32 protein-coding genes are annotated in these 23312 nt (G+C 66.1%); 11 read left to right on the plus strand and 21 right to left on the minus strand.

The window, feature by feature from the left end:
• The first annotated feature begins 82 nt into the window (after window positions 1-82).
• Window positions 83-742 carry a cytochrome b/b6 domain-containing protein gene (locus A6A04_RS10465; RefSeq protein WP_068492571.1) on the plus strand — a complete coding sequence of 220 codons (660 nt, stop codon included), beginning with the start codon at window positions 83-85 and terminating at the stop codon, window positions 740-742.
• A gap of 23 nt (window positions 743-765) precedes the next feature.
• Here A6A04_RS10465 and A6A04_RS10470 read toward each other — a convergent pair whose 3' ends face one another.
• Window positions 766-1230: a cytochrome c gene (locus A6A04_RS10470; protein ID WP_068492574.1), complete on the minus strand. Its 465-nt coding sequence runs from the start codon at window positions 1228-1230 to the stop codon at window positions 766-768.
• A gap of 265 nt (window positions 1231-1495) precedes the next feature.
• Between A6A04_RS10470 and A6A04_RS10475 the strand changes: the two genes are divergently transcribed.
• The 3 genes from A6A04_RS10475 (at window position 1496) to A6A04_RS10485 (ending at window position 5943) form a co-directional block, all read left to right on the plus strand.
• Window positions 1496-3721, plus strand: coding sequence for an NADP-dependent isocitrate dehydrogenase (locus A6A04_RS10475; protein ID WP_068492576.1), 2226 nt, complete (start codon window positions 1496-1498; stop codon window positions 3719-3721).
• 109 nt (window positions 3722-3830) lie between these two features.
• Window positions 3831-5048: an NADP-dependent isocitrate dehydrogenase gene (locus tag A6A04_RS10480; protein ID WP_068492578.1), complete on the plus strand. Its 1218-nt coding sequence runs from the start codon at window positions 3831-3833 to the stop codon at window positions 5046-5048.
• Between the two features lie 139 nt (window positions 5049-5187).
• On the plus strand, window positions 5188-5943 hold the full coding sequence (locus A6A04_RS10485) for an EAL domain-containing protein (protein WP_068492581.1): 756 nt from the start codon (window positions 5188-5190) through the stop codon (window positions 5941-5943).
• Window positions 5944-5958: 15 nt separating this feature from the next.
• Here the strand turns inward: A6A04_RS10485 and A6A04_RS23420 are convergent, their stop codons facing one another.
• From A6A04_RS23420 to A6A04_RS10505, 5 genes are all read right to left on the minus strand, one after another.
• On the minus strand, window positions 5959-6090 hold the full coding sequence (locus tag A6A04_RS23420; RefSeq protein ID WP_281196758.1) for a hypothetical protein: 132 nt from the start codon (window positions 6088-6090) through the stop codon (window positions 5959-5961).
• 116 nt (window positions 6091-6206) lie between these two features.
• Window positions 6207-6947: a flagellar type III secretion system pore protein FliP gene (gene fliP / locus A6A04_RS10490; RefSeq protein WP_068492582.1), complete on the minus strand. Its 741-nt coding sequence runs from the start codon at window positions 6945-6947 to the stop codon at window positions 6207-6209.
• Window positions 6944-7273, minus strand: coding sequence for a flagellar biosynthetic protein FliO (locus tag A6A04_RS10495; protein ID WP_068492584.1), 330 nt, complete (start codon window positions 7271-7273; stop codon window positions 6944-6946). The genes fliP and A6A04_RS10495 overlap by 4 nt, the downstream gene beginning before the upstream one ends.
• Complete coding sequence (locus A6A04_RS10500) at window positions 7273-7554, minus strand: hypothetical protein (protein ID WP_068492585.1); 282 nt, start codon at window positions 7552-7554, stop codon at window positions 7273-7275. Before A6A04_RS10500 ends, A6A04_RS10495 begins: the two co-directional genes overlap by 1 nt.
• Window positions 7551-7904: an EscU/YscU/HrcU family type III secretion system export apparatus switch protein gene (locus tag A6A04_RS10505; RefSeq protein WP_068492587.1), complete on the minus strand. Its 354-nt coding sequence runs from the start codon at window positions 7902-7904 to the stop codon at window positions 7551-7553. The genes A6A04_RS10500 and A6A04_RS10505 overlap by 4 nt, the downstream gene beginning before the upstream one ends.
• 215 nt (window positions 7905-8119) lie before the next feature.
• On the opposite strand from A6A04_RS10505, the gene flgB reads away from it, so the two are divergent.
• The 7 genes from flgB to A6A04_RS10540 are packed head-to-tail and all read left to right on the plus strand — an operon-like array spanning window position 8120 to window position 13776.
• Window positions 8120-8521: a flagellar basal body rod protein FlgB gene (gene flgB / locus A6A04_RS10510; protein WP_068492589.1), complete on the plus strand. Its 402-nt coding sequence runs from the start codon at window positions 8120-8122 to the stop codon at window positions 8519-8521.
• 25 nt (window positions 8522-8546) lie between these two features.
• Window positions 8547-8957, plus strand: a complete 411-nt coding sequence (gene flgC / locus A6A04_RS10515) for a flagellar basal body rod protein FlgC (RefSeq protein ID WP_068492590.1) — start codon at window positions 8547-8549, stop codon at window positions 8955-8957.
• A 37-nt stretch (window positions 8958-8994) separates the two neighbouring features.
• Window positions 8995-9321: a flagellar hook-basal body complex protein FliE gene (locus A6A04_RS10520; protein WP_068492592.1), complete on the plus strand. Its 327-nt coding sequence runs from the start codon at window positions 8995-8997 to the stop codon at window positions 9319-9321.
• An 18-nt stretch (window positions 9322-9339) separates the two neighbouring features.
• A complete protein-coding gene (gene fliQ / locus A6A04_RS10525) occupies window positions 9340-9612 on the plus strand; it encodes a flagellar biosynthesis protein FliQ (RefSeq protein WP_068492594.1) in 273 nt (90 codons plus the stop codon).
• Window positions 9613-9622: 10 nt separating this feature from the next.
• The gene (gene fliR, locus A6A04_RS10530) at window positions 9623-10387 is read left to right on the plus strand and encodes a flagellar biosynthetic protein FliR (RefSeq protein ID WP_068492596.1); all 765 of its coding nucleotides are present in this window, start codon (window positions 9623-9625) and stop codon (window positions 10385-10387) included.
• A gap of 4 nt (window positions 10388-10391) precedes the next feature.
• Window positions 10392-11459, plus strand: a complete 1068-nt coding sequence (gene flhB / locus A6A04_RS10535) for a flagellar biosynthesis protein FlhB (RefSeq protein WP_068492598.1) — start codon at window positions 10392-10394, stop codon at window positions 11457-11459.
• Window positions 11449-13776, plus strand: coding sequence for a hybrid sensor histidine kinase/response regulator (locus tag A6A04_RS10540; protein WP_068492600.1), 2328 nt, complete (start codon window positions 11449-11451; stop codon window positions 13774-13776). Before flhB ends, A6A04_RS10540 begins: the two co-directional genes overlap by 11 nt.
• On the opposite strand, the gene A6A04_RS10545 is transcribed toward A6A04_RS10540, so the two are convergent.
• From A6A04_RS10545 to fdxA, 15 genes are all read right to left on the minus strand, one after another.
• Window positions 13773-14414: a phosphoribosylanthranilate isomerase gene (locus tag A6A04_RS10545; protein WP_068492602.1), complete on the minus strand. Its 642-nt coding sequence runs from the start codon at window positions 14412-14414 to the stop codon at window positions 13773-13775. The two genes, A6A04_RS10540 and A6A04_RS10545, sit on opposite strands and share 4 nt — an antisense overlap.
• On the minus strand, window positions 14404-15120 hold the full coding sequence (pyrF, locus tag A6A04_RS10550; protein ID WP_068492604.1) for an orotidine-5'-phosphate decarboxylase: 717 nt from the start codon (window positions 15118-15120) through the stop codon (window positions 14404-14406). The genes A6A04_RS10545 and pyrF overlap by 11 nt, the downstream gene beginning before the upstream one ends.
• 11 nt (window positions 15121-15131) lie before the next feature.
• Entirely contained in the window at window positions 15132-15419 is a 288-nt protein-coding gene (locus A6A04_RS10555; protein ID WP_068492605.1) for a lipopolysaccharide assembly protein LapA domain-containing protein, read from the minus strand.
• Entirely contained in the window at window positions 15416-15709 is a 294-nt protein-coding gene (ihfB, locus tag A6A04_RS10560) for an integration host factor subunit beta (protein ID WP_068492607.1), read from the minus strand. The genes A6A04_RS10555 and ihfB overlap by 4 nt, the downstream gene beginning before the upstream one ends.
• 100 nt (window positions 15710-15809) lie before the next feature.
• Window positions 15810-16295: a glycine zipper domain-containing protein gene (locus A6A04_RS10565; RefSeq protein ID WP_245651160.1), complete on the minus strand. Its 486-nt coding sequence runs from the start codon at window positions 16293-16295 to the stop codon at window positions 15810-15812.
• A 2-nt stretch (window positions 16296-16297) separates the two neighbouring features.
• Entirely contained in the window at window positions 16298-17290 is a 993-nt protein-coding gene (locus A6A04_RS10570; protein WP_068492609.1) for an NAD(P)H-dependent glycerol-3-phosphate dehydrogenase, read from the minus strand.
• An 18-nt stretch (window positions 17291-17308) separates the two neighbouring features.
• Window positions 17309-17776 carry a molybdenum cofactor biosynthesis protein MoaE gene (locus A6A04_RS10575; RefSeq protein WP_068492611.1) on the minus strand — a complete coding sequence of 156 codons (468 nt, stop codon included), beginning with the start codon at window positions 17774-17776 and terminating at the stop codon, window positions 17309-17311.
• A 1-nt stretch (window position 17777) separates the two neighbouring features.
• The gene (moaD, locus tag A6A04_RS10580; protein WP_068492613.1) at window positions 17778-18029 is read right to left on the minus strand and encodes a molybdopterin converting factor subunit 1; all 252 of its coding nucleotides are present in this window, start codon (window positions 18027-18029) and stop codon (window positions 17778-17780) included.
• A complete protein-coding gene (gene moeA / locus A6A04_RS10585) occupies window positions 18026-19261 on the minus strand; it encodes a molybdopterin molybdotransferase MoeA (RefSeq protein WP_068492615.1) in 1236 nt (411 codons plus the stop codon). Before moeA ends, moaD begins: the two co-directional genes overlap by 4 nt.
• The gene (gene mobB, locus A6A04_RS10590; RefSeq protein WP_068492617.1) at window positions 19258-19752 is read right to left on the minus strand and encodes a molybdopterin-guanine dinucleotide biosynthesis protein B; all 495 of its coding nucleotides are present in this window, start codon (window positions 19750-19752) and stop codon (window positions 19258-19260) included. The genes moeA and mobB overlap by 4 nt, the downstream gene beginning before the upstream one ends.
• A 4-nt stretch (window positions 19753-19756) precedes the next feature.
• Window positions 19757-20326 (minus strand): CDP-diacylglycerol--glycerol-3-phosphate 3-phosphatidyltransferase, encoded by a 570-nt coding sequence (gene pgsA / locus A6A04_RS10595; RefSeq protein ID WP_068492891.1) that lies wholly within the window; start codon window positions 20324-20326, stop codon window positions 19757-19759.
• A gap of 93 nt (window positions 20327-20419) precedes the next feature.
• Window positions 20420-21205 carry a DUF4197 domain-containing protein gene (locus A6A04_RS10600; RefSeq protein WP_068492619.1) on the minus strand — a complete coding sequence of 262 codons (786 nt, stop codon included), beginning with the start codon at window positions 21203-21205 and terminating at the stop codon, window positions 20420-20422.
• A 4-nt stretch (window positions 21206-21209) separates the two neighbouring features.
• The gene (locus A6A04_RS10605; protein ID WP_068492621.1) at window positions 21210-22043 is read right to left on the minus strand and encodes a hypothetical protein; all 834 of its coding nucleotides are present in this window, start codon (window positions 22041-22043) and stop codon (window positions 21210-21212) included.
• Between the two features lie 69 nt (window positions 22044-22112).
• Complete coding sequence (locus A6A04_RS10610; RefSeq protein ID WP_068492622.1) at window positions 22113-22607, minus strand: CarD family transcriptional regulator; 495 nt, start codon at window positions 22605-22607, stop codon at window positions 22113-22115.
• Window positions 22608-22883: 276 nt separating this feature from the next.
• Complete coding sequence (fdxA, locus tag A6A04_RS10615) at window positions 22884-23213, minus strand: ferredoxin FdxA (RefSeq protein ID WP_068492625.1); 330 nt, start codon at window positions 23211-23213, stop codon at window positions 22884-22886.
• Window positions 23214-23312 lie beyond the last annotated feature (99 nt).

Consider the following 23312-nt stretch of genomic DNA (forward strand, 5'->3'; position numbering starts at 1 on the left):
CTGACCCTCGTCCAGCCCCATTGACCCGACCGGAACGGCCTGGAAAACTGGCCTTCCCCAGTCATCGCCAAGGTTGTGCCCCATGTCCCCTTCCGGCTCTTCTCGCCCCGTTCCCGTCTGGGACCTGCCGCTGCGGCTGTTCCACTGGTCCCTGGTCCTGCTGTTCGCCTTGTCCTGGGCCAGCGGCAAGATGGGCAAGCTGGACATCCATATGAAGATGGGCGCGGCGGTGCTGACCCTGATCCTGTTCCGGCTGGCCTGGGGCGTGGTGGGCAGCCCCACCGCCCGCTTCGCCCGGTTCGTGTCCGGTCCCGGAGGCATCCTCGCCTATCTGCGCGGACAATGGTCGGGCATCGGTCACAATCCGCTGGGGGCGCTGTCGGTGCTGGCCATGCTGGGCCTGCTGGCGGCCCAGGCAACGGCGGGCCTGTTCACCAGCGACGACATCGCCACCGACGGGCCGTTAGTCTGGAGCGCCTCGGGCGCCATGGTGAAGCTGCTGTCGGGACTGCATCGCCAGGGTGCCTGGCTGCTGCTGGGGCTGGTGGGGTTGCACCTGGCCGCCATCGTCTTCTACCGGATCAAGAAAGGCGAGAATCTGGTGATCCCCATGGTCACCGGCGTCAAGGAGATGGACCCGGCGCCGGAGCCGCAGCGCCTGGCCAGCCCCTGGCTGGCCTTGGCGCTGCTGGTGGTGGCCGCCGCCCTGGTGTTCGGCGGCCTGGCGGTCTGGGGGAAATAGCCCCAAGGCCGCCTTTTCCCCCATTAATCCTTCTTGAGTTCCTCGTGGCAGCCCTTGCACAGCTTGCCCACATTGGCGGCCTGGGCCTTGACGGCATCGGGCCCCACCTTGGCGGCGTCGGCGAGCTTGGCGGCCTCGGTCTCCAGGGCCTTCCAGCCATCGGCGAACTGACCGGCCTTGGCGCCGAAGGCTTCGGGCTTGGTGGCGGAATTGGGCAGGGACTCGGTGCCCTTGGCCCAGCCGATGGGCGCCAGCTTGGCCAGCAGCGACAGGTTGGCGGCCATCTCGGCGGCATTGGCGGGCAGGTCGGCCTTGCCCTGCGAGAAGGCGGCGATAGGAACCCACTGGGACTTCACCGCCTGCATCAGGCCCTGGCGCAGTTTTAGCAGATCTTCCGGCTTGGCCTGCTGGGCGCTGGCGGGCAGCGCGGCCACGGCGACGGCGGCGGCCAGGAACGAGGCGAGGGCGGTCTTGGCGAATAGGTTCATGGGTAACTCCCCCTAGGAGTGCGAGGTTGCCGAAGGTCCTGAGTATGGTGGCAAGCTCGCGCCTTTCCTAGAGAGGATTCAATGAATTCGTCCCCCTGCCCCCCCGTTTCCCATCCCAACGAGTAGGATTCCGGCTTGCGTTCGCCGCCCCGAATGCTATCGTCCCCGGCTGTCCGGCCATGGGCGGCGATCATGCTGCCCAATCCCCGGGACCGCCGTCCGCCACGGCGAAGACCAACTCAGACGAGGGGGGTAACGTAAGAAAATGAGCACCGCGAAAATCATCTGGACCAAGGTCGACGAAGCTCCGGCCCTGGCCACCTATTCCCTGTTGCCCATCGTCGAGACCTTCACCCGCGCCGCCGGTGTCGCCGTGGAGACCCGCGACATCTCCCTGGCCGGGCGCATCATCGCCAATTTCCCCGAAGGCCTGAGCGCCGACCAGAAGATCGGCGACGAACTGGCCGAGCTGGGCGAGCTGACGCTGAAGCCCGAGGCCAATATCATCAAGCTGCCCAATGTCAGCGCCTCGGTGCCGCAGCTCAAGGCCGCCATCAAGGAATTGCAGGCCCAGGGCTACAAGATCCCCGACTATCCCGAGGACGCCAAGACCGACGCCGAGAAGGAAATCAAGGCCCGCTTCGGCAAGGTTCTGGGCTCGGCCGTCAACCCGGTGCTGCGCGAGGGCAATTCCGACCGCCGCGCCGCCGCCTCGGTCAAGCAGTACGCCCGCAACAACCCGCACAAGATGGGCGCCTGGGCCGCTTCGTCCCAGTCCCATGTCGCCCATATGGAACACGGCGACTTCTACGGTTCCGAAAAGTCGGTGACCGTGGCCGAGGCCACCGATGTCCAGATCGAGTTCCACGGCAAGGATGGCTCGATCCATATGCTGAAGGCCAAGACCAAGCTCAAGGCGGGCGAGGTCATCGATACCGCCGTCATGAGCGTCAAGGCCCTGCGCGCCTTCTTCGCCGAGCAGATCGAGGACGCCAAGTCCCAGCCCGGCCTGCTGCTGTCACTGCACCTCAAGGCCACCATGATGAAGGTCTCGGACCCCATCATGTTCGGCCATGCCGTCACCGTCTTCTTCAAGGACGTGTTCGAGAAGCACGCCGCGGTGATCAAGGACCTCGGCGTCAACGTCAATAACGGCTTCGGCGACCTGATCGCCAAGCTGGACAAGCTGCCCGCCGCCAAGAAGGCCGAGATCGAGGCCGACATCAAGGCGGCCTACGAGAACGGCCCGGCCCTGGCCATGGTCAATTCCGACAAGGGCATCACCAACCTGCATGTGCCGTCCGACGTGATCGTCGACGCCTCCATGCCCGCCATGATCCGCGATTCCGGCCGCATGTGGGGCACCGACGGCAAGCTGCACGACACCAAGGCCATGATCCCCGACCGCTGCTACGCCCGCATCTATCAGGTGGTGATCGAGGACTGCAAGAAGCACGGCGCCTTCGATCCCAAGACCATGGGCAGCGTCCCCAATGTGGGCCTGATGGCCCAGAAGGCCGAGGAATACGGCAGCCACGACAAGACCTTCGAAATCGCCGCGGACGGGTTGGTCCGCGTGGTGGACGAAAACGGCAATACGCTGCTGGAGCAGAAGGTCGAGGCGGGCGACATCTTCCGCGCCTGTCAGACCAAGGATGCCCCCATCCAGGATTGGGTCAAGCTGGCGGTGACCCGCGCCCGGCTGTCCAACACCCCGGTGATCTTCTGGCTGGACAAGCATCGCGCCCACGACGCCCAGATCATCGCCAAGGTGGAAAAGTACCTCAAGGACCACGACACCAAGGGCCTCGACATCTCCATCAAGTCGCCGGAAGAGGCCATCGCCGTGTCGCTGGAGCGCATCCGCAAGGGCCAGGACACTATCTCGGCCACCGGCAATGTGCTGCGCGACTATCTGACCGACCTGTTCCCCATCCTGGAACTGGGCACCAGCGCCAAGATGCTGTCCATCGTTCCCCTGATGGCGGGCGGCGGCCTGTTCGAGACCGGTGCCGGCGGCTCCGCCCCCAAGCATGTGCAGCAGTTCCAGGAAGAAGGCTATCTGCGCTGGGACAGCCTGGGCGAGTTCCTGGCTCTCGCCGTGTCGCTGGAGCATCTGGCCCAGACCTTCAAGAACCCCAAGGCCCAGGTGCTGGCCGATACCCTGGATCAGGCCAATGGCAAGATCCTGGAGAACGACCGCTCCCCCGCCCGCAAGGTCGGCCAGATCGACAATCGCGGCAGCCACTTCTATCTGGCGCTGTACTGGGCCCAGGCCCTGGCCGCCCAGGACAAGGACCCGGAACTGAAAGCCCGCTTCGCGCCGCTGGCCAAGGCCCTGACCGAGAACGAGGCCAAGATCAACGCCGAGCTGATCGCCGCCCAGGGCAAGCCGGTGGACATGGGTGGCTACTACCACCCGGATCAGGCCAAGACCTCGGCCGCCATGCGGCCGTCCGCCACCTTGAACGCGGCCCTGGCCGCGCTCTAGGACACGAACCAAATACTCTCGGGCGGAGGAGGCATCTCCTCCGCCCGATCCGCTTCTCCGCCGCCGCCCGACTCCCCCTTAGGACATCCGTAGACCGAGGAACCCCTCCATGAACAAGATCAAGGTCAAGAACCCCATCGTTGAACTCGACGGCGACGAGATGACGCGGATCATCTGGAAGTTCATCAAGGACAAGCTGATCCTTCCCTATCTCGACCTGGACCTGAAATACTACGATCTGGGTATCGAGAACCGGGACAAGACCGACGACAAGGTGACCATCGACTCCGCCGAGGCCATCAAGCAGTACGGCGTCGGCGTCAAATGCGCCACCATCACCCCCGATGAAGCCCGGGTGAAGGAATTCGGCCTGAAGAAGATGTGGAAGTCGCCCAACGGCACCATCCGCAACATCCTGGACGGCACCGTGTTCCGCGAACCCATCATCTGCAAGAACGTGCCGCGCCTGGTGCCGGGCTGGACCAAGCCCATCGTCATCGGCCGCCACGCCTTCGGCGACCAGTACAAGGCCACCGACTTCACCGTTCCCGGCCCCGGCAAGCTGACCATCAAGTTCGTAGGCGCCAATGGCGACACCATCGAGCATGAAGTGTTCGACTTCCCCGGCGCCGGTGTCGCCATGGGCATGTACAACCTGGACGAGTCCATCTACGGCTTCGCCCGGGCCTGCATGAACTACGGCCTGCAGAAGAAGTGGCCGGTCTATCTGTCCACCAAGAACACCATTCTCAAGGCCTATGACGGCCGCTTCAAGGACATCTTCCAGGAGGTCTACGAGAAGGAGTTCAAGGCCGAATTCGACAAGATCGGCATCACCTACGAGCACCGCCTGATCGACGACATGGTGGCCTCGGCCCTGAAGTGGTCGGGCGAATTCGTCTGGGCCTGCAAGAACTACGACGGCGATGTCCAGTCCGACACCGTCGCCCAGGGCTTCGGCTCGCTGGGCCTGATGACCTCGGTGCTCATGAGCCCCGACGGCAAGGTGGTGGAGGCGGAAGCCGCCCACGGCACCGTCACCCGTCACTATCGCGAGCACCAGAAGGGCAAGGAGACCTCGACCAACCCGATCGCCTCCATCTTCGCCTGGACCCGGGGCCTGTTCTACCGCGCCCAGTTCGACGGCACCCCCGAGGTGGCCCGCTTCGCCGAGGCGCTGGAGCAGGTCTGCGTCGAGACCGTGGAATCCGGCTTCATGACCAAGGATCTCGCCATCCTGATCGGTCCCAGCCAGTCCTGGCTGACCACCGGCCAGTTCCTCGACAAGCTGGACGAGAACCTGAAGAAGAAGATGGGCATGGCCTGATCGGTCCTTCCCGCAAGCAGCCCCCGCCGGAGCGATCCGGCGGGGGTTTTGTTTGGCCGGACCCAATCGTCGGGCTTGATTCCGGCGGCGGTCACGTCAATGTGATGCCGGGCCAACCGTCGCCTGGACAGAGTCCGTCATGACCGAATCAGAAACCGTTCCTGCCTGTTCCGGCGCCTGCGCCGATACCTCCGCCTTCGATTTCATCATGGCCTTCCAGCCGGTAGTGGACCTGCGGCGGCGGAGCATCTATGCCTACGAAGCGCTGGTGCGCGGCCCCAATGGCGAAGGCGCCGCCTCGGTCCTGGCCGGAGTGACCGAGGCCAATCGCTACGCCTTCGACCAGGCCTGCCGGGTCCGCGCCATCGAAACCGCCGCCCGGCTGCGCCTGGACCGTCGCTTGAACATCAATTTCCTGCCCAATGCCGTCTACCACCCCGAGGCCTGCCTGCGCCTGACCCTGGCCGCCGCCGAGAAACACGGCTTTCCCCGCGACCTGATCACCTTCGAATTCACCGAGGACGAGATGATCGTCGATCGCGATCATCTCAAATCCATCGTCACCACCTATCGCCGCCATGGCTTCATGACGGCGCTGGACGATTTCGGCACCGGCTATGCCGGGCTGTCGCTGCTGGCCGATTTCCAACCCGATACCATCAAGATCGACCGCTGCCTGGTCACCGGCGTCGATAATGACAAGCCCCGCCAGGCCATCATCGCCGGCCTGATGCGCATGGCCGAGATGCTGGGAATTTCGGTGGTGGCGGAAGGAGTGGAGCGCGCCGAGGAAGCCCGGACCCTGATGGCGATGGGGCTTCACCTGTTCCAGGGCTATCTGTTCGCCCGCCCGGCGATCCAGGCCCTGACCCCCGAGGACGGCATCACCTGGTAGGATGGCCTGGCCGCGTCACTGGCGGGTGAAATCCGCCACCTGACGCCGCAGGGCGGCCTCGGCATAGTCAAGTTCGGCCAGGCTGTCGCGAATGGCGGCCATCAACCGATCGAAACGTTCGCGAAAACAAGCCAGATCAAATGCCATCGCCAGCCAATCCTTTGCCCAGGGTCGCCCATACCCTCCGTAAGGATTTGACTATGCCATAAGTCCATAAACGCAATTCGATTCGGCTGTGAACCAAATTGCAACGGTTCGAATGTCTAGCCGAAGCTCTGGACCAGGCTTCCCACCACCAGATACCAGCCGTCCACCAGCACGAAGAAGATCAGCTTGAACGGCAGCGAGATCATGGCGGGCGGAATCATCATCATGCCCATGCTCATCAGGATCGAGGCGATGACCATGTCGATGATCAGGAAGGGCAGGAAGATCAGGAAGCCGATCTCGAAGGCGCGGCGCAGCTCGCTGATCATGAAGGAGGGAATCAGCGCCTTCAGGGGCACATCCTCGGGATTGGCCACTTCCTTGGCCCTGGACATGTCCATGAACAGCTTCAGGTCCTGGGGCCGCACATGCTTCATCATGAAGGCGTGGAACGGCTTGACCGCGCGCTCGAAGCCCTCGATCTCCTCGATCTGGCCGTCCATCATGGGCTGGATACCGGTTTCCCAGGCCTTGTCGAAGGTGGGCGCCATGACGAAGGCGGTCATGAACATGGCCAGGGAGACCAGCACCGTATTGGGCGGCGCCTGCATGGTGCCCAGAGCCTGACGCAGGAAGCCGAACACCACCACGAAGCGGGTGAACGAGGTCACCATCACCACGATCGACGGCGCGATGGACAAGACGGTGGTCAGCGCCACCAACTGGATGATGCGCGATGTGGCGCTGGAGGAGTTGCCCCCCAGGTCGATATTGATGGCCTGGGCCAGCACCGGAGCCGCCATCAGGGCGGTCCCCAGGCCAATGGCGGCGGCGAGGACGAGGCGGCGGCGGCTCATGCTCCGGTCTCCGGCTGGGGCGGCGGTGGGGGGCTCGGCAGTTCGAACCGGGGCTGGACGCAATCATGCTCCACCACCAGATCGCCGTTGATGCCCAACAGCAGCAGATGTTCCCGGTCATCACGCCTAACCAGCACCAGACGGCGCTTGCCGTCGAGCGACAGGACATCCACCAGGGCGAGGCGACGGGCACCGCCCGCGCCCCGGGCCAGCTTGGGCACCAGGACGCCCGCGCCCCAACGCCGGATCGCCCAGGTGACGGCGAAAATCAGGCCGAGCACCAGGGTCAGTGACAGCAGGAAACGCAAATAGGCGGTGGAGTCCATCAATGCTCCGGGCTGGTATCCATGGGAGGCGCGGCCGGATCATAGCGGTCCTTGATGTCGGCGGCCAGCAGGTCGAGATCGGCGAGCAGAGCCTCCATGTCGGGGCGCAGCATCCGGCCATCCTCGAGACCCAGATCAATGACGCCGCGACAGATGCCCTTGACCTTGCCTTCCAGGGCGGCGAGGTCGACCATGGTGCCGGTGGCCAGCAGCCGCCGGGCGGCTCCCACCAGCGAGGCCGCCTTCTCCAGTTCCTGGCGCACCCGATCGGCCCCGGTCATGGTGATGGCGCCGCGGCCGCCGCAGCGGCGGCGCGCCCGTTGGCGCGATAGACATAGGCCAGGATCTCGGCCACCGCCACGAAGGCTTCCACCGGAATCACCGTGTCCACCTCGACGGCGGCCAGGACCTCGGCCAGATCGGGATCGGTGCGGACCTTGACGCCATGGGCGAAGGCCAGGTTGAGAATCTGCTCGGCCACCGCGCCGCGCCCCGAAGCCGTGACCGTGGGCAGGTCAGGCCGGTCGGGATCGTGCTGCAGCGCCACCGCCACGGGACGGCGGGCGCGGCCGGAGCCTTGCCGCTCCGCGACCTCTTCGGCGCGTTCATCCCAAATATCGCTGCCGGACATGCCTTATCCTGGGTTGCGTTCGGCATTTGCGCCGAGATTCCCCAAGCTTGGCCGCCCGCGCTTAAAAAAGCTTTAAGTGACCTCGTCCATGATCGGATCGACCCCGGGACCAACGGGCGCCGCTTTACCGTTTCTTAAGCGCACCGGAGTCATAGTCAGCAAGGAGCCAAGGGTGCCGACCGTTGGCATTCCGGCGTCTTCCTAGGACAGGCCCGATGTACGACAAGCTCGACATCTTCAAGATGACCAAGGCCCAGATGGACTGGGTGGCCCAGCGCCAGGAAGTGCTGGCGGGCAATATCGCCAACGCCAATACGCCGCGCTATTTGCCCAAGGACCTGAAGAAACTGGACTTCAAGGAGGTTCTGGCCGGAACCACCGCCTCGCCGGTGACCGCCGCCGCCACCAACTCCAAACATATCGTGCCCGAACTTGGGCCCGATCCGTTCAAGGCGGTGACCCAGCGCAAGACCTATGAATCCACGCCCGATGGCAATGCCGTGATCCTGGAAGAACAGATGGCCAAGCTGGGCGAGACCGGAACCACCTTCAACACCGCCGCCGCCCTGTTCCAGAAATACCAGAAGATGATCAAGACCTCGATGGGCAGCCGCTAGCTGACCCGGCGCGAGAGGACCCCCCATGGACGAACTTTCCAAAAGCACCCAGATCGCCATTTCCGGCATGAAGGTCCAGTCCCAGCGCCTGCGGGTGATCTCGGAAAACCTCGCCAATGCCGATTCCACCGCCCAGACCCCGGAAGGCTTGCCCTATCGCCGCAAGGTTGTCACCTTCCGCAGCGAGTTGGATCGCGCCAACGGCATCAACCGGGTGGCGGTGGACAAGGTGCGCCCCGATTCCTCGGAATTCCAGCGCCGCTACGACCCCAAGCATCCGGCGGCCGACCGCGAGGGCTATATCTTGTCGCCCAACGTCAATCCGCTGATCGAGATGATGGATATGCGCGAGGCCCAGCGCAGTTACGAAGCCAATATGAACGTCATCAACACCTCGCGCTCATTGCTGTCGCGCACCGTCGAGATGTTGCGCTAGAATTCGCCCATAGGCGACCTTCCAGGACTGTACCGCCATGACCAACTTCATGAACGCCGTCTCTGCCTATCGCAACGCCGCCAATCCGCTGGCCGGTTTGGAGAAGAAGAACGAGGCCAGCTCGGGCGAGTCCAGCACCGAGGTGGGAACCGACTTCGCCAGTGTGCTGAAGGACGCGGCCAAGGTCAGCGTCGGCGCCGCCAAGACCGCCGAAAAGGCGTCGTTGGCCGCCGTGGCGGGCAAGGCCGACATCCGCGAGGTGGTCGCCGCCGTGGCCAATGCCGAAATGACCCTGGATACGGTGGTGAACGTGCGCGACAAGGTGATTACCGCCTATAACGAAATCCTGCGCATGCCGATCTGAGCCCCAGGGCCAGTGAAAATGACCGAGGCAGACCTTCTCGACCTGGCCCGCATCAGCATCATGACCATGATCAAGGTGGCCGCTCCCATGCTGCTGGTGGGGCTGGTGGTTGGCCTGCTGATCTCCATCTTCCAGACCCTGACCCAGATTCAGGAGCAGACCCTGACCTTCGTGCCGAAGATGCTGCTGGGCTTCGGGTCCATCATCATCTTCATGCCCTATATGCTGCAGACCATGACCGATTTCTGGAAGATGATCCTGGACCGCATCATCGCGGGCGGATCGGGTTAGGTCGCGGCCGGTGCTGACAGAGATCCTCCAGCTCGACATCTTCCGCTTCATGCTGATATCGACCCGCATCGGCGTCGCCATGATGCTGATCCCCGGCATCGGCGGCAATCTGGTCAGCATGCGCATCCGCGTCCTGCTGGCCCTGGCCATTTCCTTCCTGATGCTGCCGGTTCTGGGCAGCACGATTCCTCCCATGCCGCGCACCACCGGCGGTCTGTTGCTGCTGGTATTCGGCGAGGTGATTTATGGCGCCTTCATGGGCACCGTTGTCAGCTTCCTGATGTCGGTGCTCAGTCTTGCGGGCACCATCATCGGCTTCCAGACCGGCCTGACCAACGCTTTTTCCTTCGACCCCATCGCCCAGCAACAGAGCCAGATGCTGACCGGCTTCCTGTCCAATGTGGGGCTGCTGGCCATCTTCGTCACCGACCTGCACCATCTGCTGTTCCAGGCGGTTTTGGAATCCTACGATCTATTCCCCCCCGGCCAAGCGCTGCCCTGGGGCGATTTCACCGAAACCCTGTCGCATATGGTGACCGAGACCTTCCGTCTGGGACTGCAGTTTGGGGCGCCGCTGGTGGTGTCGGGCCTGGTCTTCTTCACCGGTCTGGGCCTGTTGTCCAAGCTGGTGCCTCAGCTTCAGATCTTCTTCATCTCGCAGCCCATCCAGATCCTGGTCGGCATCTGGATGTTCATGGTCACCCTTCCCATGATCATCACGCTGTTCTTGCGCTATTTCGAGAACAGCCTGATCCCCTACCTGCCGCCGAGGTAGGGCCATGTCGGGCGACGATTCTGACAAAACAGAAGAACCAACAGGCCGAAAACTCAGTGGCGCCCGCGACGAGGGCCAGGTTGCCCAGTCCCAGGAAATCAAGCTGTGGACCGGTCTGGTGGGCGTGCTGGTGATCATCTCCATGATGAGCCCCTATATCGGACGCGATGTGGTCAAGATGATGCTGCCCTTCATCGAGCATCCCCACGAGATCGGCGTGGATCGCGACACCCTGGGCGTGGTTCTGGTCGAGCAGTTGAAGGGGGTCATCTCCATCCTGCTGATGCCGCTGGCGCTGATGATGCTGCTGGGCATCGTCTCGAACATTTCCCAGGTCGGCCTGATGTGGGTCACCAAGGGATTGACCCCCAGTCTCGACAAGTTCAGCCCCATGAAGGGCATCAAGCGCATCTTCTCGGCCAAGAACCTGGTGGATTTCGCCAAGTCCGTCATCAAGATCGGGGTGATCGGCTTCATCATCTATCTGTTGCTGAAATCGCGCATCAACGACTTCGTCGCCCTGGCCGCGGTCGACATTTTCGCCATGCTGACCTATCTGCGCTCGACAGCCATCCAGCTGATCATGACCATCATCCTGATCGTCACCGCCCTGGCGGCGGCGGACTGGTTCTATCAGCGCTGGTCGTTCATGCAGGGCATGCGCATGACCAAGCAGGAAGTGAAGGACGAGCACAAGCAGTCCGAAGGCGATCCCATGATCAAGAGCCGCCTGCGGTCCTTGCGCATGCAGCGCGCCCGCCAGCGCATGATGGCGGCGGTGCCCTCGGCCTCGGTGGTGATCACCAACCCCACCCATTACGCGGTGGCGCTGAAATACGACATGGAGGCAATGGGCGCGCCGGTCCTGGTGGCCAAGGGCGCCGATCTGGTGGCCAAGCGCATCCGCGAGCTGGCCGACGAGAACGAGGTCCCCATCGTCGAAAACCCGCCGCTGGCCCGCGCCCTGTTCGCCACCGTGGAACTGGACCAGGAAGTGCCGCCCGAGCATTACAAGGCGGTGGCCGAGGTCATCGGCTATGTCATGAAGCTGAAGGGGCGCCTTGCCAACTGATCTCGCCTTGCTGACGCTGGACGTCGTCCTCGCTGCGCTGGTGGCGGGCCTGGGCCTGCTGATCTGGCGGCGGCGCGGCCGAGCCCAGGCGGCGGAGCGCGCCCGGGTCCTGGGTGGAGCCCTGGAACTCGACCCGCGTGCCGTTCTGGTCACCTCGGCGGCCGGAATGGAACTCTACCGCAATCAGGGCGGCCGCCAGATCCTGGCCGAGGCCGCCGATCCCCTGGCCGGGATGAAGGCCCGCGCCGCCGATGACGACCGCGCCCTGGCCGATCTGGAGCGCCTGGATGCCGCCGCCGCCGTGGGCGCCCAGCGCCGGGCCGAGGTCGGGCTGCCCCTGACCGGCGGCGGACGCGAATGGTTCGCCCTGGAGGTGAGGCCCGCCGGAACCGGCGGGGCGGTGGCATGGCTGGCCGAGGACATTTCCGCTCGCCGCGCCCTGGAAGAGACCCTGCGGCGCGAGAACGAGCTGCTGTCCGACTTCGTGGATTTCCTGCCCGTGGGCTGCTACTCCGCCGATGCCGACGGCACCGTGCGCTATGTCAACCAGCGGCTGGCGGAGTGGCTGGGCAAGCCCGGCACCGAGATCGTCGGCCATAACCTGGAAGACGTGTTCGGCGTGGTGCCCAATCCCGAGGAGGAACGTGCCGAGCTGCGCCTGCGCGGCCGGGGCGGCGATGTCTTCCAGGGGCTGGTGGCTCATTCGGTCTATGACGAGGGTGGCGAGATGTTCACCCGTTCGGTGGTGGTGCGCGATCTGGTGCCGGAGCAGCAATGGGAGCGGGCGCTGCGCGCCGCCGAACGCCGCTTCCGCTGGCTGTTCGACGATGCCCCGGTCGGCATCGCCCTGGTGGACCCCGACGGCTCCATCGGCGCCTGCAATCTGGCGCTGCAGGCCATGCTGGGCATCGACCGCGACGATATGATCGGGCGCGCCGTCGCCGATATCATCGCCGAGGAGGCGCGACCCGGTGCCGCCGAGCAACTGGCCAAGGTGCTGTCGGGATCGCTGACCGGCACCCATCTGGAGGTAAAGCTGCGCGGACGGCGCGACCTGATCTCCCAATTATTCGTCAGCCCCAGCCACGAGGACGGCGACATTTCCGGCCTGGTGATCCACTTCATCGACGCCACCGAGCAGCGCAACCTGGAAATCCAGTTCGCCCAGAGCCAGAAGATGCAGGCCATGGGCCAGCTGGCGGGCGGCGTCGCCCATGATTTCAACAATCTGCTCACCGCCATGATCGGCTTTTGCGACCTGCTGCTGCAACGTCACGGCCCCGGCGACCCCAGCTTCGCCGATATCATGCAGGTGAAGCAGAACGCCAACCGCGCCGCCTCGCTGGTGCGCCAGCTGCTGGCCTTCTCGCGTCGCCAGGCCTTGCAGCCGCGCCTGCTCAACGTCACCGACGCCCTGTCCGACCTGTCCAATCTGCTGCGCCGCCTGCTGGGCGAGACCATCGAGCTGAAGATGAACCACGGCCGCGCCCTGGGGCTGGTACGGGTGGACCCGGGTCAGTTCGACCAGGTCATCATCAATCTGGCGGTCAATGCCCGCGACGCCATGCCCGGCGGCGGCACGCTGACCATCAAGACCAACGCGGTCAAGGTGGAGCAGCCGGTGCCGCGTGGCCCCGAGCTGATGCCGGCCGGCGAGTATGTGCTGATCGAGGTGTCCGACACCGGTACCGGTATCGGCAAGGAGAACATCGCCCGCATCTTCGAACCCTTCTTCTCCACCAAGGAAGTGGGGGCGGGCACCGGGCTGGGCCTGTCCACCGTCTACGGCATCGTGCGTCAGACCGATGGCTTCATCGTGGTGGAAAGCGAGCCGGGACAGGGCGCCACCTTCTCCATCCATCTGCCGCGCATCGACGCCGAACCGGCGGGCGATACCCGCAAACCGCAGCCACCCCAGGCCGAGATGGAAGGCGGCGACCTCACCGGCACCGGCGCCATCCTGCTGGTGGAGGACGAGGACGCGGTGCGGCTGTTCGGCGCCCGGGCGCTGCGCAACAAGGGCTACACCGTCATCGAGGCCCGCTCGGGCGAGCAGGCCATGGAGGTGCTGCGCGGCGAGGACCATATCGACGTGCTGATTTCCGACGTGGTGATGCCCGGCATGGACGGCGTCACCCTGGCCCGCTTCGTCCGCATGGAGCGCCCCGCCATCAAGGTCATCCTGATTTCCGGCTATTCCGAGGACGTGGCCCGGGACGGCATCGACCCCGATGCCGGGCTGCATTTCCTGCCCAAGCCGTTTTCGCTCAAGCAACTGGCCGGGGCGGTCAAGCAGGTGCTGGGCGAGGAGTCCTAGGCGCCCCGCGCCGCCGAGATGAAGGCGCGGATCAGGTCGGGGTCCTTGACCCCGGGCGAGCGTTCGACGCCAGAGGACACATCCACCGCTCCGGCACCGGAGATACGCACCGCCTCGGCCACATTGGCGGGGGTAAGACCGCCCGCCAGCATCCAGGGCAGGCCCCAGCTCCGTCCCTTCAGGATGGTCCAGTCGAAGCTGACGGCATTGCCGCCGGGCAAGGTGGCGCCCTTGGGCGGCTTGGCGTCGAACAGCAGACGGTCGGCCACCGCCAGGAAGGGCTCGGCGGCGGCCAAGTCCGAGGCAATGGCCACCGGCACCACCTTCATCACCGGCAGGCCGTATTCCAGACGGATGGCCTCGATACGCTCGGGCGTCTCGCTCCCATGCAATTGCAGCAGATCAAGCCGCACCTGGGTCAGTACCCGCTCCAACAACGCGTCGTCGGGATCGACGAACAGCCCGACCTTGGTGATCTCGCCCGGGGTGAATTCCACCAGTTCGGCGGCGCGCTCCGGCGTTACCGCCCGGGGGCTGGGGGGATAGAACACCAGCCCGACATAGTCGGCTTCCGCCTCGATGGCGGCATCCATGGCATCCTCGTCGGTGATGCCGCAGATCTTGACCTCAACCGCCATGAAGCTCGTCCCGAATGCGCCCCGCCGCCGCCACCGGATCGGCGGCGGCCAGGATGGGGCGGCCGATGACCAGGACGTCGGCGCCCCGGGCCTTGGCCTCGGCCGGGGTCATCACCCGCTTCTGGTCGCCGGTCTCGCTCCAGGCCGGGCGGATGCCCGGCACCACCAGGGTGAAACCGGGGCCGCATTGGGCGCGGACCGCGTCCACTTCCAGGGGCGAGCAGACGATGCCATCGGCGCCGTTATCCTGGGCCAGGGCGGCGAGACGCTTGACCTGATCCAGCACCGAGCCGCCGAAGCCCACCGCCTCGGCCCCCGCCTGGTCCAGGCTGGTCAGGATGGTGACCGCCACGACTTTGGGCGGCGCCACTCCCAATTTGGCGGCCTCGTCCCGGGCCGCGTCGGCGGCGGCGCGGATCATGGCCGCCCCGCCCGAGGCGTGGATGGTGGTGATGGCGGCCTTCAGGCGCGCCACGCCGCGCATGGCGGCGGCTACGGTATTGGGAATGTCATGCAGCTTCAAGTCGACGAACAGGGGCATGCCCAGCTCGGACACCGCCGCCATGCCCTCGGGGCCCTGGGCGACGAAATATTCGAGGCCCAGCTTGAAGCCGCCCACATGGCCCAGCAGGCGGCGGGCCAGATCGGCGGCCTTGCCCCGGTCGGTGGTATCCAGGGCGACGAAGACGGGATTGGAGGACGACATGGGAATCCTGATCAGGACAGAGGGGGTTTCTCGGTGGCGGCCAGCTGGCGTTCCAGGCTTTCGACCCGGCGGCGGTCCTGGCGGGCACGCAGGCGGATGCCGGTGGATGACAGCCAGACCAGGACGGCGCCCAGCACCAGCCCCAGAACCAGCGGCCCCAGAACCGCCAGATAGGCGGCGATATCGAGGCCGAAGGGCAACGGCCACAGATCGAAATGAATCTCCTGGCGATTGGCGACGGCGAACACCGTGGCCAGCACGGCCACCGGCAGGCCCAGCAGCCAGGAGATCACTTTCATGAGTCGCTGCCGTCGACGTTGAGCATCTCGCGCAGCTGCTTGCCGGTCTTGAAGAAGGGAATCGCCTTGCCCTCCACCGATACCGCCTCGCCGGTGCGGGGGTTGCGGCCCTGGCGGGGATCGCGCTTCTTGACCGAGAAGGCCCCGAAGCCGCGCAGCTCCACCCGGTCGCCGCGTGCCAGGGCGCCCGCGATCTCGTCGAAGATGGTGGTGACGATCCGCTCCACGTCGCGCTGGAACAGATGCGGATTGCGTTCGGCCAGACGGGCGATCAGCTCCGACTTGGTCATGGGATGGGGCTTCCTTCGAAGATGGGCTCAGATGACGTCAAGGATGCCGGACCCTCCGGTCAGCGTCAAGCCAAGCCGTTGAGGACCAAGGACTTTTACTTCAGATCTCGTCGTCCTTGGCCGGTTCCGCCACTTCCCAGCTCCCTTCGGCGTTCCGACAGGCCACCACCTGGCGCATATAGGGCGTGTCCGCCTCGCGCAAGCGGCTGGCCTCCTGGCGCAGATTCCGACAGACCCGCGCCCCGGCATCGGTCCAGGACTCGCCCAGGGCAGTGACCGAACCACGATGGCCGTGGCTTTCCCAGCGGACCGCCCGGCCGGTCTCGGCCGCTTCCACCGTCGCCCCCGACCACAGACGCTGGGCCTGGGGATCGACATAATCGCCGATGGCATAGCCCAGCACCGCCCCCGCCGCCGCGCCCACCCCGGTAAAGCCCAGGGGAGCGCGCGATCCGATGGCGGCGGCGCGGCCGATGGCGGCCCCCGTGCCCGCCCCGGCCACGGTGCCGAAGATCTGGCCCTCGGTATTCTCGGCGCAGGCCGTGGCCAGCAGGCAGACGGTGATAACGCTCAGGCGCTTGATCATGGCTAGAGTCCCTCGCTGCGGAAGGGGCGCGACAACAGGGCGCGGATGGCGTCGTCCAGGCTGACGCCTTTGTTGATCACCGCGTCGACCCCGGCGCAAATGGGCATGTCGACGCCCAGGCGGGCCGACATGTCCATCACCGCGCCCGCGGTGGTGACGCCCTCGGTGACCGAGCGGCGCTCGCCCAGGATATCGGCCAGGGCGCGGCCCTGTCCCAGGGCGAAGCCGAGGGAATAGTTGCGTGACTGGGTCGAGGAGGCGGTCAGGATCAGGTCGCCCAGGCCCGACAGGCCCATCAGGGTCTCGGGGCGGCCGCCCTTGGCCATGGCGAGACGGGTCAGTTCCGCCAGCCCCCGGGTGATCAGCGCCGCCCGGGCATTGTCGCCCAGCCCCCGTCCCTCGACGATGCCGCAGGCGATGGCCAGCACGTTCTTGACGGCGCCGCCCACTTGCGAGCCCACCAGATCGTCGGACCAGTAGGGGCGGAAGCTGGGCGTGCCCAGGGCCTCGACCAGCTTGCGACCCAACTCGGCATCGGCGCAGGCCAGGGTGATGGCGGTGGGCAGGCCGCGCGCCACCTCGATGGCGAAGGTGGGGCCCGACAGCACCGCCACGACGGCGGTGGGCAGTTCAGCGGCTAGGGCGTCCTGCATCAGGGCGCAGGTGGCGAGCTCGATGCCCTTGGCGCAGATGACGGCGGGCACGCCCGACCGCCAATGGGGCGCCAGGGCACGGCAGGCGGCGCGCAGATGCTGGGCGGGCGAGACCAGCAGCACGGCGTCGCACTCCGCCACCTCGGCCATGTTGGCGGTGGCGCGGATGGCGGGGTCGAGCTCGACCCCGGGCAGGAAGTCGGAATTGACATGGGCGGCGTTGACCTGTTCCACCACCGACGCCTCGCGCGCCCACAGAACCACATCGCGCCCGGCCCGGCGCGCCGTCAGCGCCAGCGCGGTTCCCCAGGCGCCGCCGCCCACTACCCCGATGCTTTTCATGCGTCCCCCCCCGGCTTCTCAGGGCTGCCAGCGCTTGGCGGCCTCGTCGTCGCTGTCTTTCGCCTCGACCCAGGCATCGCCCTCGGGCGTGTGCTCGACCTTCCAGAACGGCGCCTTGGTCTTCAGCCAGTCGATCAGGAAGCGGCAGGCCTCGAAGGCGGCGTCGCGATGGGCCGAACTGGCCGCCACCAGCACGATGCGCTCTCCCGGCTCCAACCGTCCATGGCGATGGATGATCAGGGTGTCTTCCAGCGGCCAGCGCCTCCGCGCCTCGGCCTCGATGGACTCCAACTGGCGCTCGGTCATGCCGGGATAGTGTTCCAGGGTCATGGCGCGGACCTCGGCGCCGCTGGCCGGGTCGTGACCGGCATAGTCGCGCACCAGCCCCACGAACAGGCAAACGCCGCCGACACTGGTCTTGCCCGCCGAGAAGCGGTCCAGCTCGGCGCCGGGATCGAAATCCTCGCGCTGGACGCGGACCGCCATCTCAGCCCCCCGTCACGGGCGGGAAGAAGGCGATCTCGTCGCCCGGCTTCACCGGCGTATCCAGCCCGGCGTAATCCTGGTTGACGGCGACACGCACCACCGACAGGGTCTCGAAGGCGCTAGCATGACCGGGCGAGCGGGTCTTGAGGTAATCCACCAGCGCGCCCACCGTCCGGGCGTCGGCGGGCGGCACGATGTCTTCCTCGCCGATGCCGGTCTTGGCCTTCAGCCAGGCGAAATACAGCACCTTCATCGCAGCACCTCGGCATAGGGGATGAAGTCGACGGTGTCGCCGGGCGCGATGTCGCCCCGGTCCTCGGCGATGTCCACCAGCCCGTCCGACCAGGTCATGGAGGTCAGCACCCCCGACCCGTCCGAGGGGAACTTGGCCGCCACCAGCCGCCCGTCGGCATGGGCGAGGCGGGCGCGCAGATATTCCCGCCGCCCCGGCTTGTGCTTGAACGAGAACCCGGCTTCCACCGGGAAACGGGCGAGGCCGGTCTGGCTGGCCCCCATCAGCCGCAGCACCATGGGCCGCGCCACCAGCATGAAGGTCACCATCACCGCCACCGGATTGCCGGGCAGGCCGATAAAGGGGGTCCCCAGAACCTCGCCCAGGGCGACGGGTCGGCCGGGCTTGATGGCGAGGCGCCAGAAATGCAGCGAGCCCTGGCTCATCACGGCGGGCTTCACATGATCCTCGTCGCCCACCGACACCCCGCCCGAGGTCAGGATCAGGTCATGGGTGCGGGCGGCCTCGGCCAGGGCGGCGGCGATGACGTCGCGCCGGTCGGGCAGGATACCGAGATCGGTAACCTCGGCGCCCAGGCTGGTCAGCAAACCCCCGGCGGTGAAGCGGTTGGTGTCGAAGATGCAGCCGGGCGCAAGCTCGGTCCCGGGCTCGCGGATCTCGTCGCCGGTGGAGAACACCGCGGCCCGCAAGGGGCGATAGACCAGCAGTTCGGTCAGGCCCACCGCCGCCGCCATGCCCAGTTCCTGCGGCCGCAGCCGGGTGCCGGCATGCAGCACCACCGCGCCCTTGGCCACGTCCTCGCCCGCGGCGCGGGCATTATCGCCCGCCTTCAGCCGGGTGGGCAGCACCACGGCGCCGCCGTCCTCGCGGCAGTCCTCCTGCATGGCCACCGTATCGGCGCCCTCGGGCATGGGGGCACCGGTGAAGATGCGCACGGCGCCGCCCGAGGGCAGGGGACCATCCAAGGGATGACCGGCGGCCACCCGGCCCACCACCGGCAGGCGGCCATCGGCGGTCAGGTCGGCATGGCGAAAGGCCCAGCCGTCCATGGCGGAATTGTCGTGGGGCGGCACATCGACGCCGGACACCACGTCCTCGGCCAGGATGCGCGACAGGGCGCCGGGCAGGGGGACGCTTTCCACCGCCACGGCCGGTGACAGGCGAGACTCCAGCCGGGCCAGGGCCTCGGCCACGGTGATCAGCGAATCGTCCATGTCGAAGCGGCCGCTCATCGCCCGATCCTGTCCAGGATATGGGCGCCGATGGCGGCGACATCGCCCAAATCCAGAAGCGGCAGCGGACAGCCCGGCACCGGGGCGTCGCTGGCCACCGCGCTGATCAGCGGGTCCTCGGGATAGAAGGGCGGCTTGCCGCACTCCGCCCGCCACACTTCCAGGCGCGGATGCGGCCAGCGGCGGAAGCCTTCCACCAGCACCAGATCCACCGGGCTCATGCGGGCCAGCAGCTCCTCCATGGAAAACTCGGCCTGGTCGCGGTATTCGTGCATCAGGGCCCAGCGCCGGGCCGAGGCGATCATCACCTCGCGGGCGCCCGCCTCGCGGTGCTGGTACGAATCCTTGCCGGGCTTGTCCACGTCGAAGGCCTCCTGCGCCTGCTTGACGGTGGAGATGGTGAGCCCCCGGGCCTTCAACCAGGGGATCAGCCGGGTCAGCAGCGTGGTCTTGCCGCTGCCGGATCGGCCGCAAACGCCAAACACCGCCATGGCCTCAGTCCTTGGCCACGGGATTGGCGACGATATGCCCCCATCCCGAGCGCAGATAGTCCCAGCCGGTGACCATTGTCAGGATGGCGGCGATCCACAGCCCGACCTCGCCGATGACGCGGGTGGGCATGAAGGTGGCGGCGTCGCCCACCAGCAGCACCGGAATGGCCACCATCTGGATGCCGGTCTTCCATTTGGCCAGCTTCGAGACTGGCATGCCGACCCGGACCTCGGCCAGGAATTCCCTGAGGCCCGACACCAGGATCTCGCGCAGCACGATCACCAGGGCGGGCAGGAAGGACACGGTGCTGACCCGGTCGAAGGCGACCAGCATGAACAGCACGGCGGCCACCAGCAGCTTGTCGGCGATGGGGTCGAGGAAGCGGCCGAAGGTGGAGACCAGATTGCGCGAACGCGCCACATAGCCATCGAACCAGTCGGTGATGGCGGCGATGACGAACAGCACGCAAGCCGCCCAGCGGGCGGCGTCGCCGTCCACATAGAACAGGCCGACCACCAGCGGAATCACGACGATGCGCGACAGGGTCAGCAGATTGGGTAGGCTGGTCACCATGGCCATAGTCCGTCGGGCGAAGCCGGGACGGCTGCCACGGCCGGGATACTAGCCCGGAACGGGAGCGCTGTCACCAGGGCGAAGGCCCGGATTTCAGCCGCCGAACACCTTCTTCAGCAGGTCGGTGGAGCGCTTGGCCGGGTTGGCGCGGATGTCGGCCTCTTCCTGGCCGAGATAGCTGAAAATGCCGCCCAGCGCCCGTTCCAGCACATGATCCGTCAGCATGCCGGGCCCCGATTGCGCGATGTTGCCGACCATGGGCAGGCCCTTGGCGGCGCCGACCACGCCCTGATAGGACTGCACCGCCCCCGACTGGGACACGGTCTGGTCCACCACCGGCCGCATGGCGGTCTTGAGATCGGGGGTCATGGTGCGCTTGAAATACTGGGTGGCGGCGTCGCTGGGGCCGTTCAGGATGGCCCGCGCATCGTCCAGGGTCATCTTGGAGACGGCATCGAAGAAAATCTGCTTGGCCTGGGGCGTCGCGGCCTCGGCGGCGCGGTTGAGCCTGAGCTCCAGATCGTCCACCAGCCCAGACTGCCCCGCCAGGGCCAGGCCCTTGCGCAGGGTTTCCAGCTTGTCGGGCAGGGGGATGTGTACCTTGGGATCGGCGTTGAAGCCATCGGGCCGCCCCAACTGGCCGGTGACCTTGTCGGCGGCGAGGCGCAGCGCCTCCTTCAGCCCCGAGCCGATCTCGCCGGTGGACAGGGATGAGCCCAGCCCGCCGCTGGCCGCCGGGGGGGCTTCGCCGCCCAGCCGACGTTGCACCTGCTCCATCATGGCACCCTTGCCCAGATCCATCAGCCCGCCCTGGGCCAGGGCAGGGGCGGCAAGCAGCATCGTCGCGGCGCAGGCGACGGCGAAACGGAGCATGGTCATGGCCTTAAGCTTCCAGCAGTTGCAGGATATTGCCGTCGGAACCGAAGCAGGCGGCGGTCAGGCTGCCGCCCATGCCCGATCCGGAATCCAGGGTGGCGATATGGGGTCCCAGCACCACGCCGCGATGCAGGCGGTCGGAACCGCGCACCACCAGCTTGAAGCCGGAATAGGGTTCGGCCAGATCGGCGAAACCGCTGGACCCCCACCAGAAGGCATCCACCTGGGCCGATAGCGGCCGCGTCGGGTCGAGCCCGGCATGGGTGAACAGCAACAGGTTGTCGTCGGTGAAGGCGGCGTGCTTGAGCACGCTCATCAAGGTGGTGTGCCCGTCATAGGCCCGCATGTTCTGGCGCAATTGGCTGGTCCAGCGGGTCAGCGCCAGGATGCCGTCCTTGATGCAGGTCTGGACCTCGTCCATGCCGCCGCCATAGGCGGTGATGGTGGTGGCGATGCCGTGATCCACCATCCAGCGCAGCACCTCGGCCGGATTGGGCGCGAACTGAAGCTGCAGCAGCTTCTGCCACATCTCTTCCTGGGCGCCGCGTAAGTAAACGATGTCGTCCAGCTCGACCCCAGGCCGGGCGATGAAGCGGCGGCGAAAGGTCAGCAGTTCGTCCACGGTCTCGATCACCGCCCGGCCGTAGCCGAGATAGTCGCCGAGATAGACGATCTGGTCGCCGGGCTTGCACTCGACCGCCAGTCGGGCATGCAGCGAGCGCAGCCTTGCGTGTTCGCCACGGATGGCGGCGATCGCCCAGATGCGCCCGCCGCCACGCAAGGTGGCGAAGACGTTGGGGTCAGATTGGGTCGTGGCCGACCGTTCGGCTTCCGCGTTCATGGCACTGCTCGGTTTTCCCGCCGGGCGGACATGGTCGCAGTCGTCGCCGACAACGTCAATAAAGGATGATCACGCCGCTTCCAGCAGACCCTGCAACTTTTCAGTCGCCGCCTGGGTGTCGATGCGCTCCACCGCCGCCAGTTCAGAGGCCAGACGTTCCAGCGCCGCCTCGTAGATCTGGCGCTCGGAATAGGACTGGTCGGGCTGGTTGGCGTTGCGGTGCAGATCGCGGACCACCTCGGCGATGGACACGGGATCACCGGAATTGATCTTGGCCTCGTATTCCTGGGCACGGCGGCTCCACATGGTGCGCTTGACCTTGGCGCGACCCTTGAGGGTGGACAGCGCGGTATCCATGACCGAGCGGGGCGACAGCTTGCGCAGGCCCGACTTCTGGGCCTTGGTGACCGGAACGCGGAGCGTCATGCGGTCACGGTCAAAGGTGATGACGAACAACTGCAGCTTCATGCCGCCGATTTCCTGGGTCTCGACGGCAACCACCTGACCGACTCCGTGGGTGGGATAGACCACATAATCGCCCTGGGAGAATGAAACGATCGTCATCTTTTCGAGTTCCCTACGAAAGAGCACCTAAGGGGCAACGGCGTTGCCTTCCGCGTTCCAAAAGGAACGCAACACTCCGACCCGCCACGGGTTCCCCGGGCTGGCGGCGGTACGTCTGCTTGACTTGGTGGGCGAATTTCCGCCCCGATGGCTTTTGCCGACAAGCTGTCCGTCGACACAGTTCGACGGAGTTGCCCTTATAGCACAACAGCCTCTGTGAAGAACAGAGAAAATCCCGACCCGCCGGAATCCCAGGCGGGCCGGGGCTTTGGGATTTTAGCGGCCAGCCTTGGAGGACAGCAGGTCCTTCTTGCCGGGCTTGCCCTTCCAGTCGTCGGCATCGGCGGGAGCGTCACCCTTACGGGTGATGTTGGGCCACTCGCCAGCATACTGACGATTGACCTCGCTCCAGTCGGCGGCCTTGGGATCGGAATCGGGGAAAATGGCTTCGGCCGGGCATTCGGGCTCGCAGACGCCGCAATCGATGCATTCGTCGGGATTGATCACCAGGAAGTTCTCGCCCTCGTAGAAGCAGTCCACCGGACAAACTTCGACGCAATCCTGGTACTTGCACTTGATGCAGTTCTCGGTGACGACGTAGGCCATGCCGCTCTCCAATATCCTTATTTCTTAACCGCCCGCGCGGAAATCCGGCGGAAGCGATACCACAGCCCCGGCAGGGGCTCAACCCCACTGCCGGAAGGG

The organism is Paramagnetospirillum marisnigri (genome assembly GCF_001650715.1).
GTDB classification, from domain to species: domain Bacteria; phylum Pseudomonadota; class Alphaproteobacteria; order Rhodospirillales; family Magnetospirillaceae; genus Phaeospirillum; species Phaeospirillum marisnigri.

What these genes read in the sequence shown, in the direction of transcription:
- A6A04_RS10600 (WP_068492619.1), bottom strand. Translation starts at nt 21,205, where the DNA reads ATGACCATGCTCCGTTTCGCCGTCGCCTGCGCCGCGACGATGCTGCTT.
- fliQ (WP_068492594.1), top strand. Translation starts at nt 9,340, where the DNA reads ATGACCGAGGCAGACCTTCTCGACCTGGCCCGCATCAGCATCATGACC.
- A6A04_RS10555 (WP_068492605.1), bottom strand. Translation starts at nt 15,419, where the DNA reads ATGAAAGTGATCTCCTGGCTGCTGGGCCTGCCGGTGGCCGTGCTGGCC.
- flgC (WP_068492590.1), top strand. Translation starts at nt 8,547, where the DNA reads ATGGACGAACTTTCCAAAAGCACCCAGATCGCCATTTCCGGCATGAAG.
- flhB (WP_068492598.1), top strand. Translation starts at nt 10,392, where the DNA reads ATGTCGGGCGACGATTCTGACAAAACAGAAGAACCAACAGGCCGAAAA.
- fliP (WP_068492582.1), bottom strand. Translation starts at nt 6,947, where the DNA reads ATGAGCCGCCGCCGCCTCGTCCTCGCCGCCGCCATTGGCCTGGGGACC.
- A6A04_RS10605 (WP_068492621.1), bottom strand. Translation starts at nt 22,043, where the DNA reads ATGAACGCGGAAGCCGAACGGTCGGCCACGACCCAATCTGACCCCAAC.
- pyrF (WP_068492604.1), bottom strand. Translation starts at nt 15,120, where the DNA reads ATGTCGTCCTCCAATCCCGTCTTCGTCGCCCTGGATACCACCGACCGG.
- mobB (WP_068492617.1), bottom strand. Translation starts at nt 19,752, where the DNA reads ATGGCGGTGTTTGGCGTTTGCGGCCGATCCGGCAGCGGCAAGACCACG.
- moaD (WP_068492613.1), bottom strand. Translation starts at nt 18,029, where the DNA reads ATGAAGGTGCTGTATTTCGCCTGGCTGAAGGCCAAGACCGGCATCGGC.
- A6A04_RS10505 (WP_068492587.1), bottom strand. Translation starts at nt 7,904, where the DNA reads ATGTCCGGCAGCGATATTTGGGATGAACGCGCCGAAGAGGTCGCGGAG.
- A6A04_RS10475 (WP_068492576.1), top strand. Translation starts at nt 1,496, where the DNA reads ATGAGCACCGCGAAAATCATCTGGACCAAGGTCGACGAAGCTCCGGCC.
- moeA (WP_068492615.1), bottom strand. Translation starts at nt 19,261, where the DNA reads ATGAGCGGCCGCTTCGACATGGACGATTCGCTGATCACCGTGGCCGAG.
- A6A04_RS10485 (WP_068492581.1), top strand. Translation starts at nt 5,188, where the DNA reads ATGACCGAATCAGAAACCGTTCCTGCCTGTTCCGGCGCCTGCGCCGAT.
- pgsA (WP_068492891.1), bottom strand. Translation starts at nt 20,326, where the DNA reads ATGGTGACCAGCCTACCCAATCTGCTGACCCTGTCGCGCATCGTCGTG.
- A6A04_RS10500 (WP_068492585.1), bottom strand. Translation starts at nt 7,554, where the DNA reads ATGACCGGGGCCGATCGGGTGCGCCAGGAACTGGAGAAGGCGGCCTCG.
- A6A04_RS10565 (WP_245651160.1), bottom strand. Translation starts at nt 16,295, where the DNA reads ATGATCAAGCGCCTGAGCGTTATCACCGTCTGCCTGCTGGCCACGGCC.
- A6A04_RS10470 (WP_068492574.1), bottom strand. Translation starts at nt 1,230, where the DNA reads ATGAACCTATTCGCCAAGACCGCCCTCGCCTCGTTCCTGGCCGCCGCC.
- A6A04_RS10495 (WP_068492584.1), bottom strand. Translation starts at nt 7,273, where the DNA reads ATGGACTCCACCGCCTATTTGCGTTTCCTGCTGTCACTGACCCTGGTG.
- A6A04_RS10545 (WP_068492602.1), bottom strand. Translation starts at nt 14,414, where the DNA reads ATGGCGGTTGAGGTCAAGATCTGCGGCATCACCGACGAGGATGCCATG.
- A6A04_RS10570 (WP_068492609.1), bottom strand. Translation starts at nt 17,290, where the DNA reads ATGAAAAGCATCGGGGTAGTGGGCGGCGGCGCCTGGGGAACCGCGCTG.
- A6A04_RS10610 (WP_068492622.1), bottom strand. Translation starts at nt 22,607, where the DNA reads ATGACGATCGTTTCATTCTCCCAGGGCGATTATGTGGTCTATCCCACC.
- A6A04_RS10465 (WP_068492571.1), top strand. Translation starts at nt 83, where the DNA reads ATGTCCCCTTCCGGCTCTTCTCGCCCCGTTCCCGTCTGGGACCTGCCG.
- A6A04_RS23420 (WP_281196758.1), bottom strand. Translation starts at nt 6,090, where the DNA reads ATGGCATTTGATCTGGCTTGTTTTCGCGAACGTTTCGATCGGTTGATG.
- A6A04_RS10480 (WP_068492578.1), top strand. Translation starts at nt 3,831, where the DNA reads ATGAACAAGATCAAGGTCAAGAACCCCATCGTTGAACTCGACGGCGAC.
- flgB (WP_068492589.1), top strand. Translation starts at nt 8,120, where the DNA reads ATGTACGACAAGCTCGACATCTTCAAGATGACCAAGGCCCAGATGGAC.
- ihfB (WP_068492607.1), bottom strand. Translation starts at nt 15,709, where the DNA reads ATGACCAAGTCGGAGCTGATCGCCCGTCTGGCCGAACGCAATCCGCAT.
- A6A04_RS10520 (WP_068492592.1), top strand. Translation starts at nt 8,995, where the DNA reads ATGACCAACTTCATGAACGCCGTCTCTGCCTATCGCAACGCCGCCAAT.
- A6A04_RS10575 (WP_068492611.1), bottom strand. Translation starts at nt 17,776, where the DNA reads ATGGCGGTCCGCGTCCAGCGCGAGGATTTCGATCCCGGCGCCGAGCTG.
- fdxA (WP_068492625.1), bottom strand. Translation starts at nt 23,213, where the DNA reads ATGGCCTACGTCGTCACCGAGAACTGCATCAAGTGCAAGTACCAGGAT.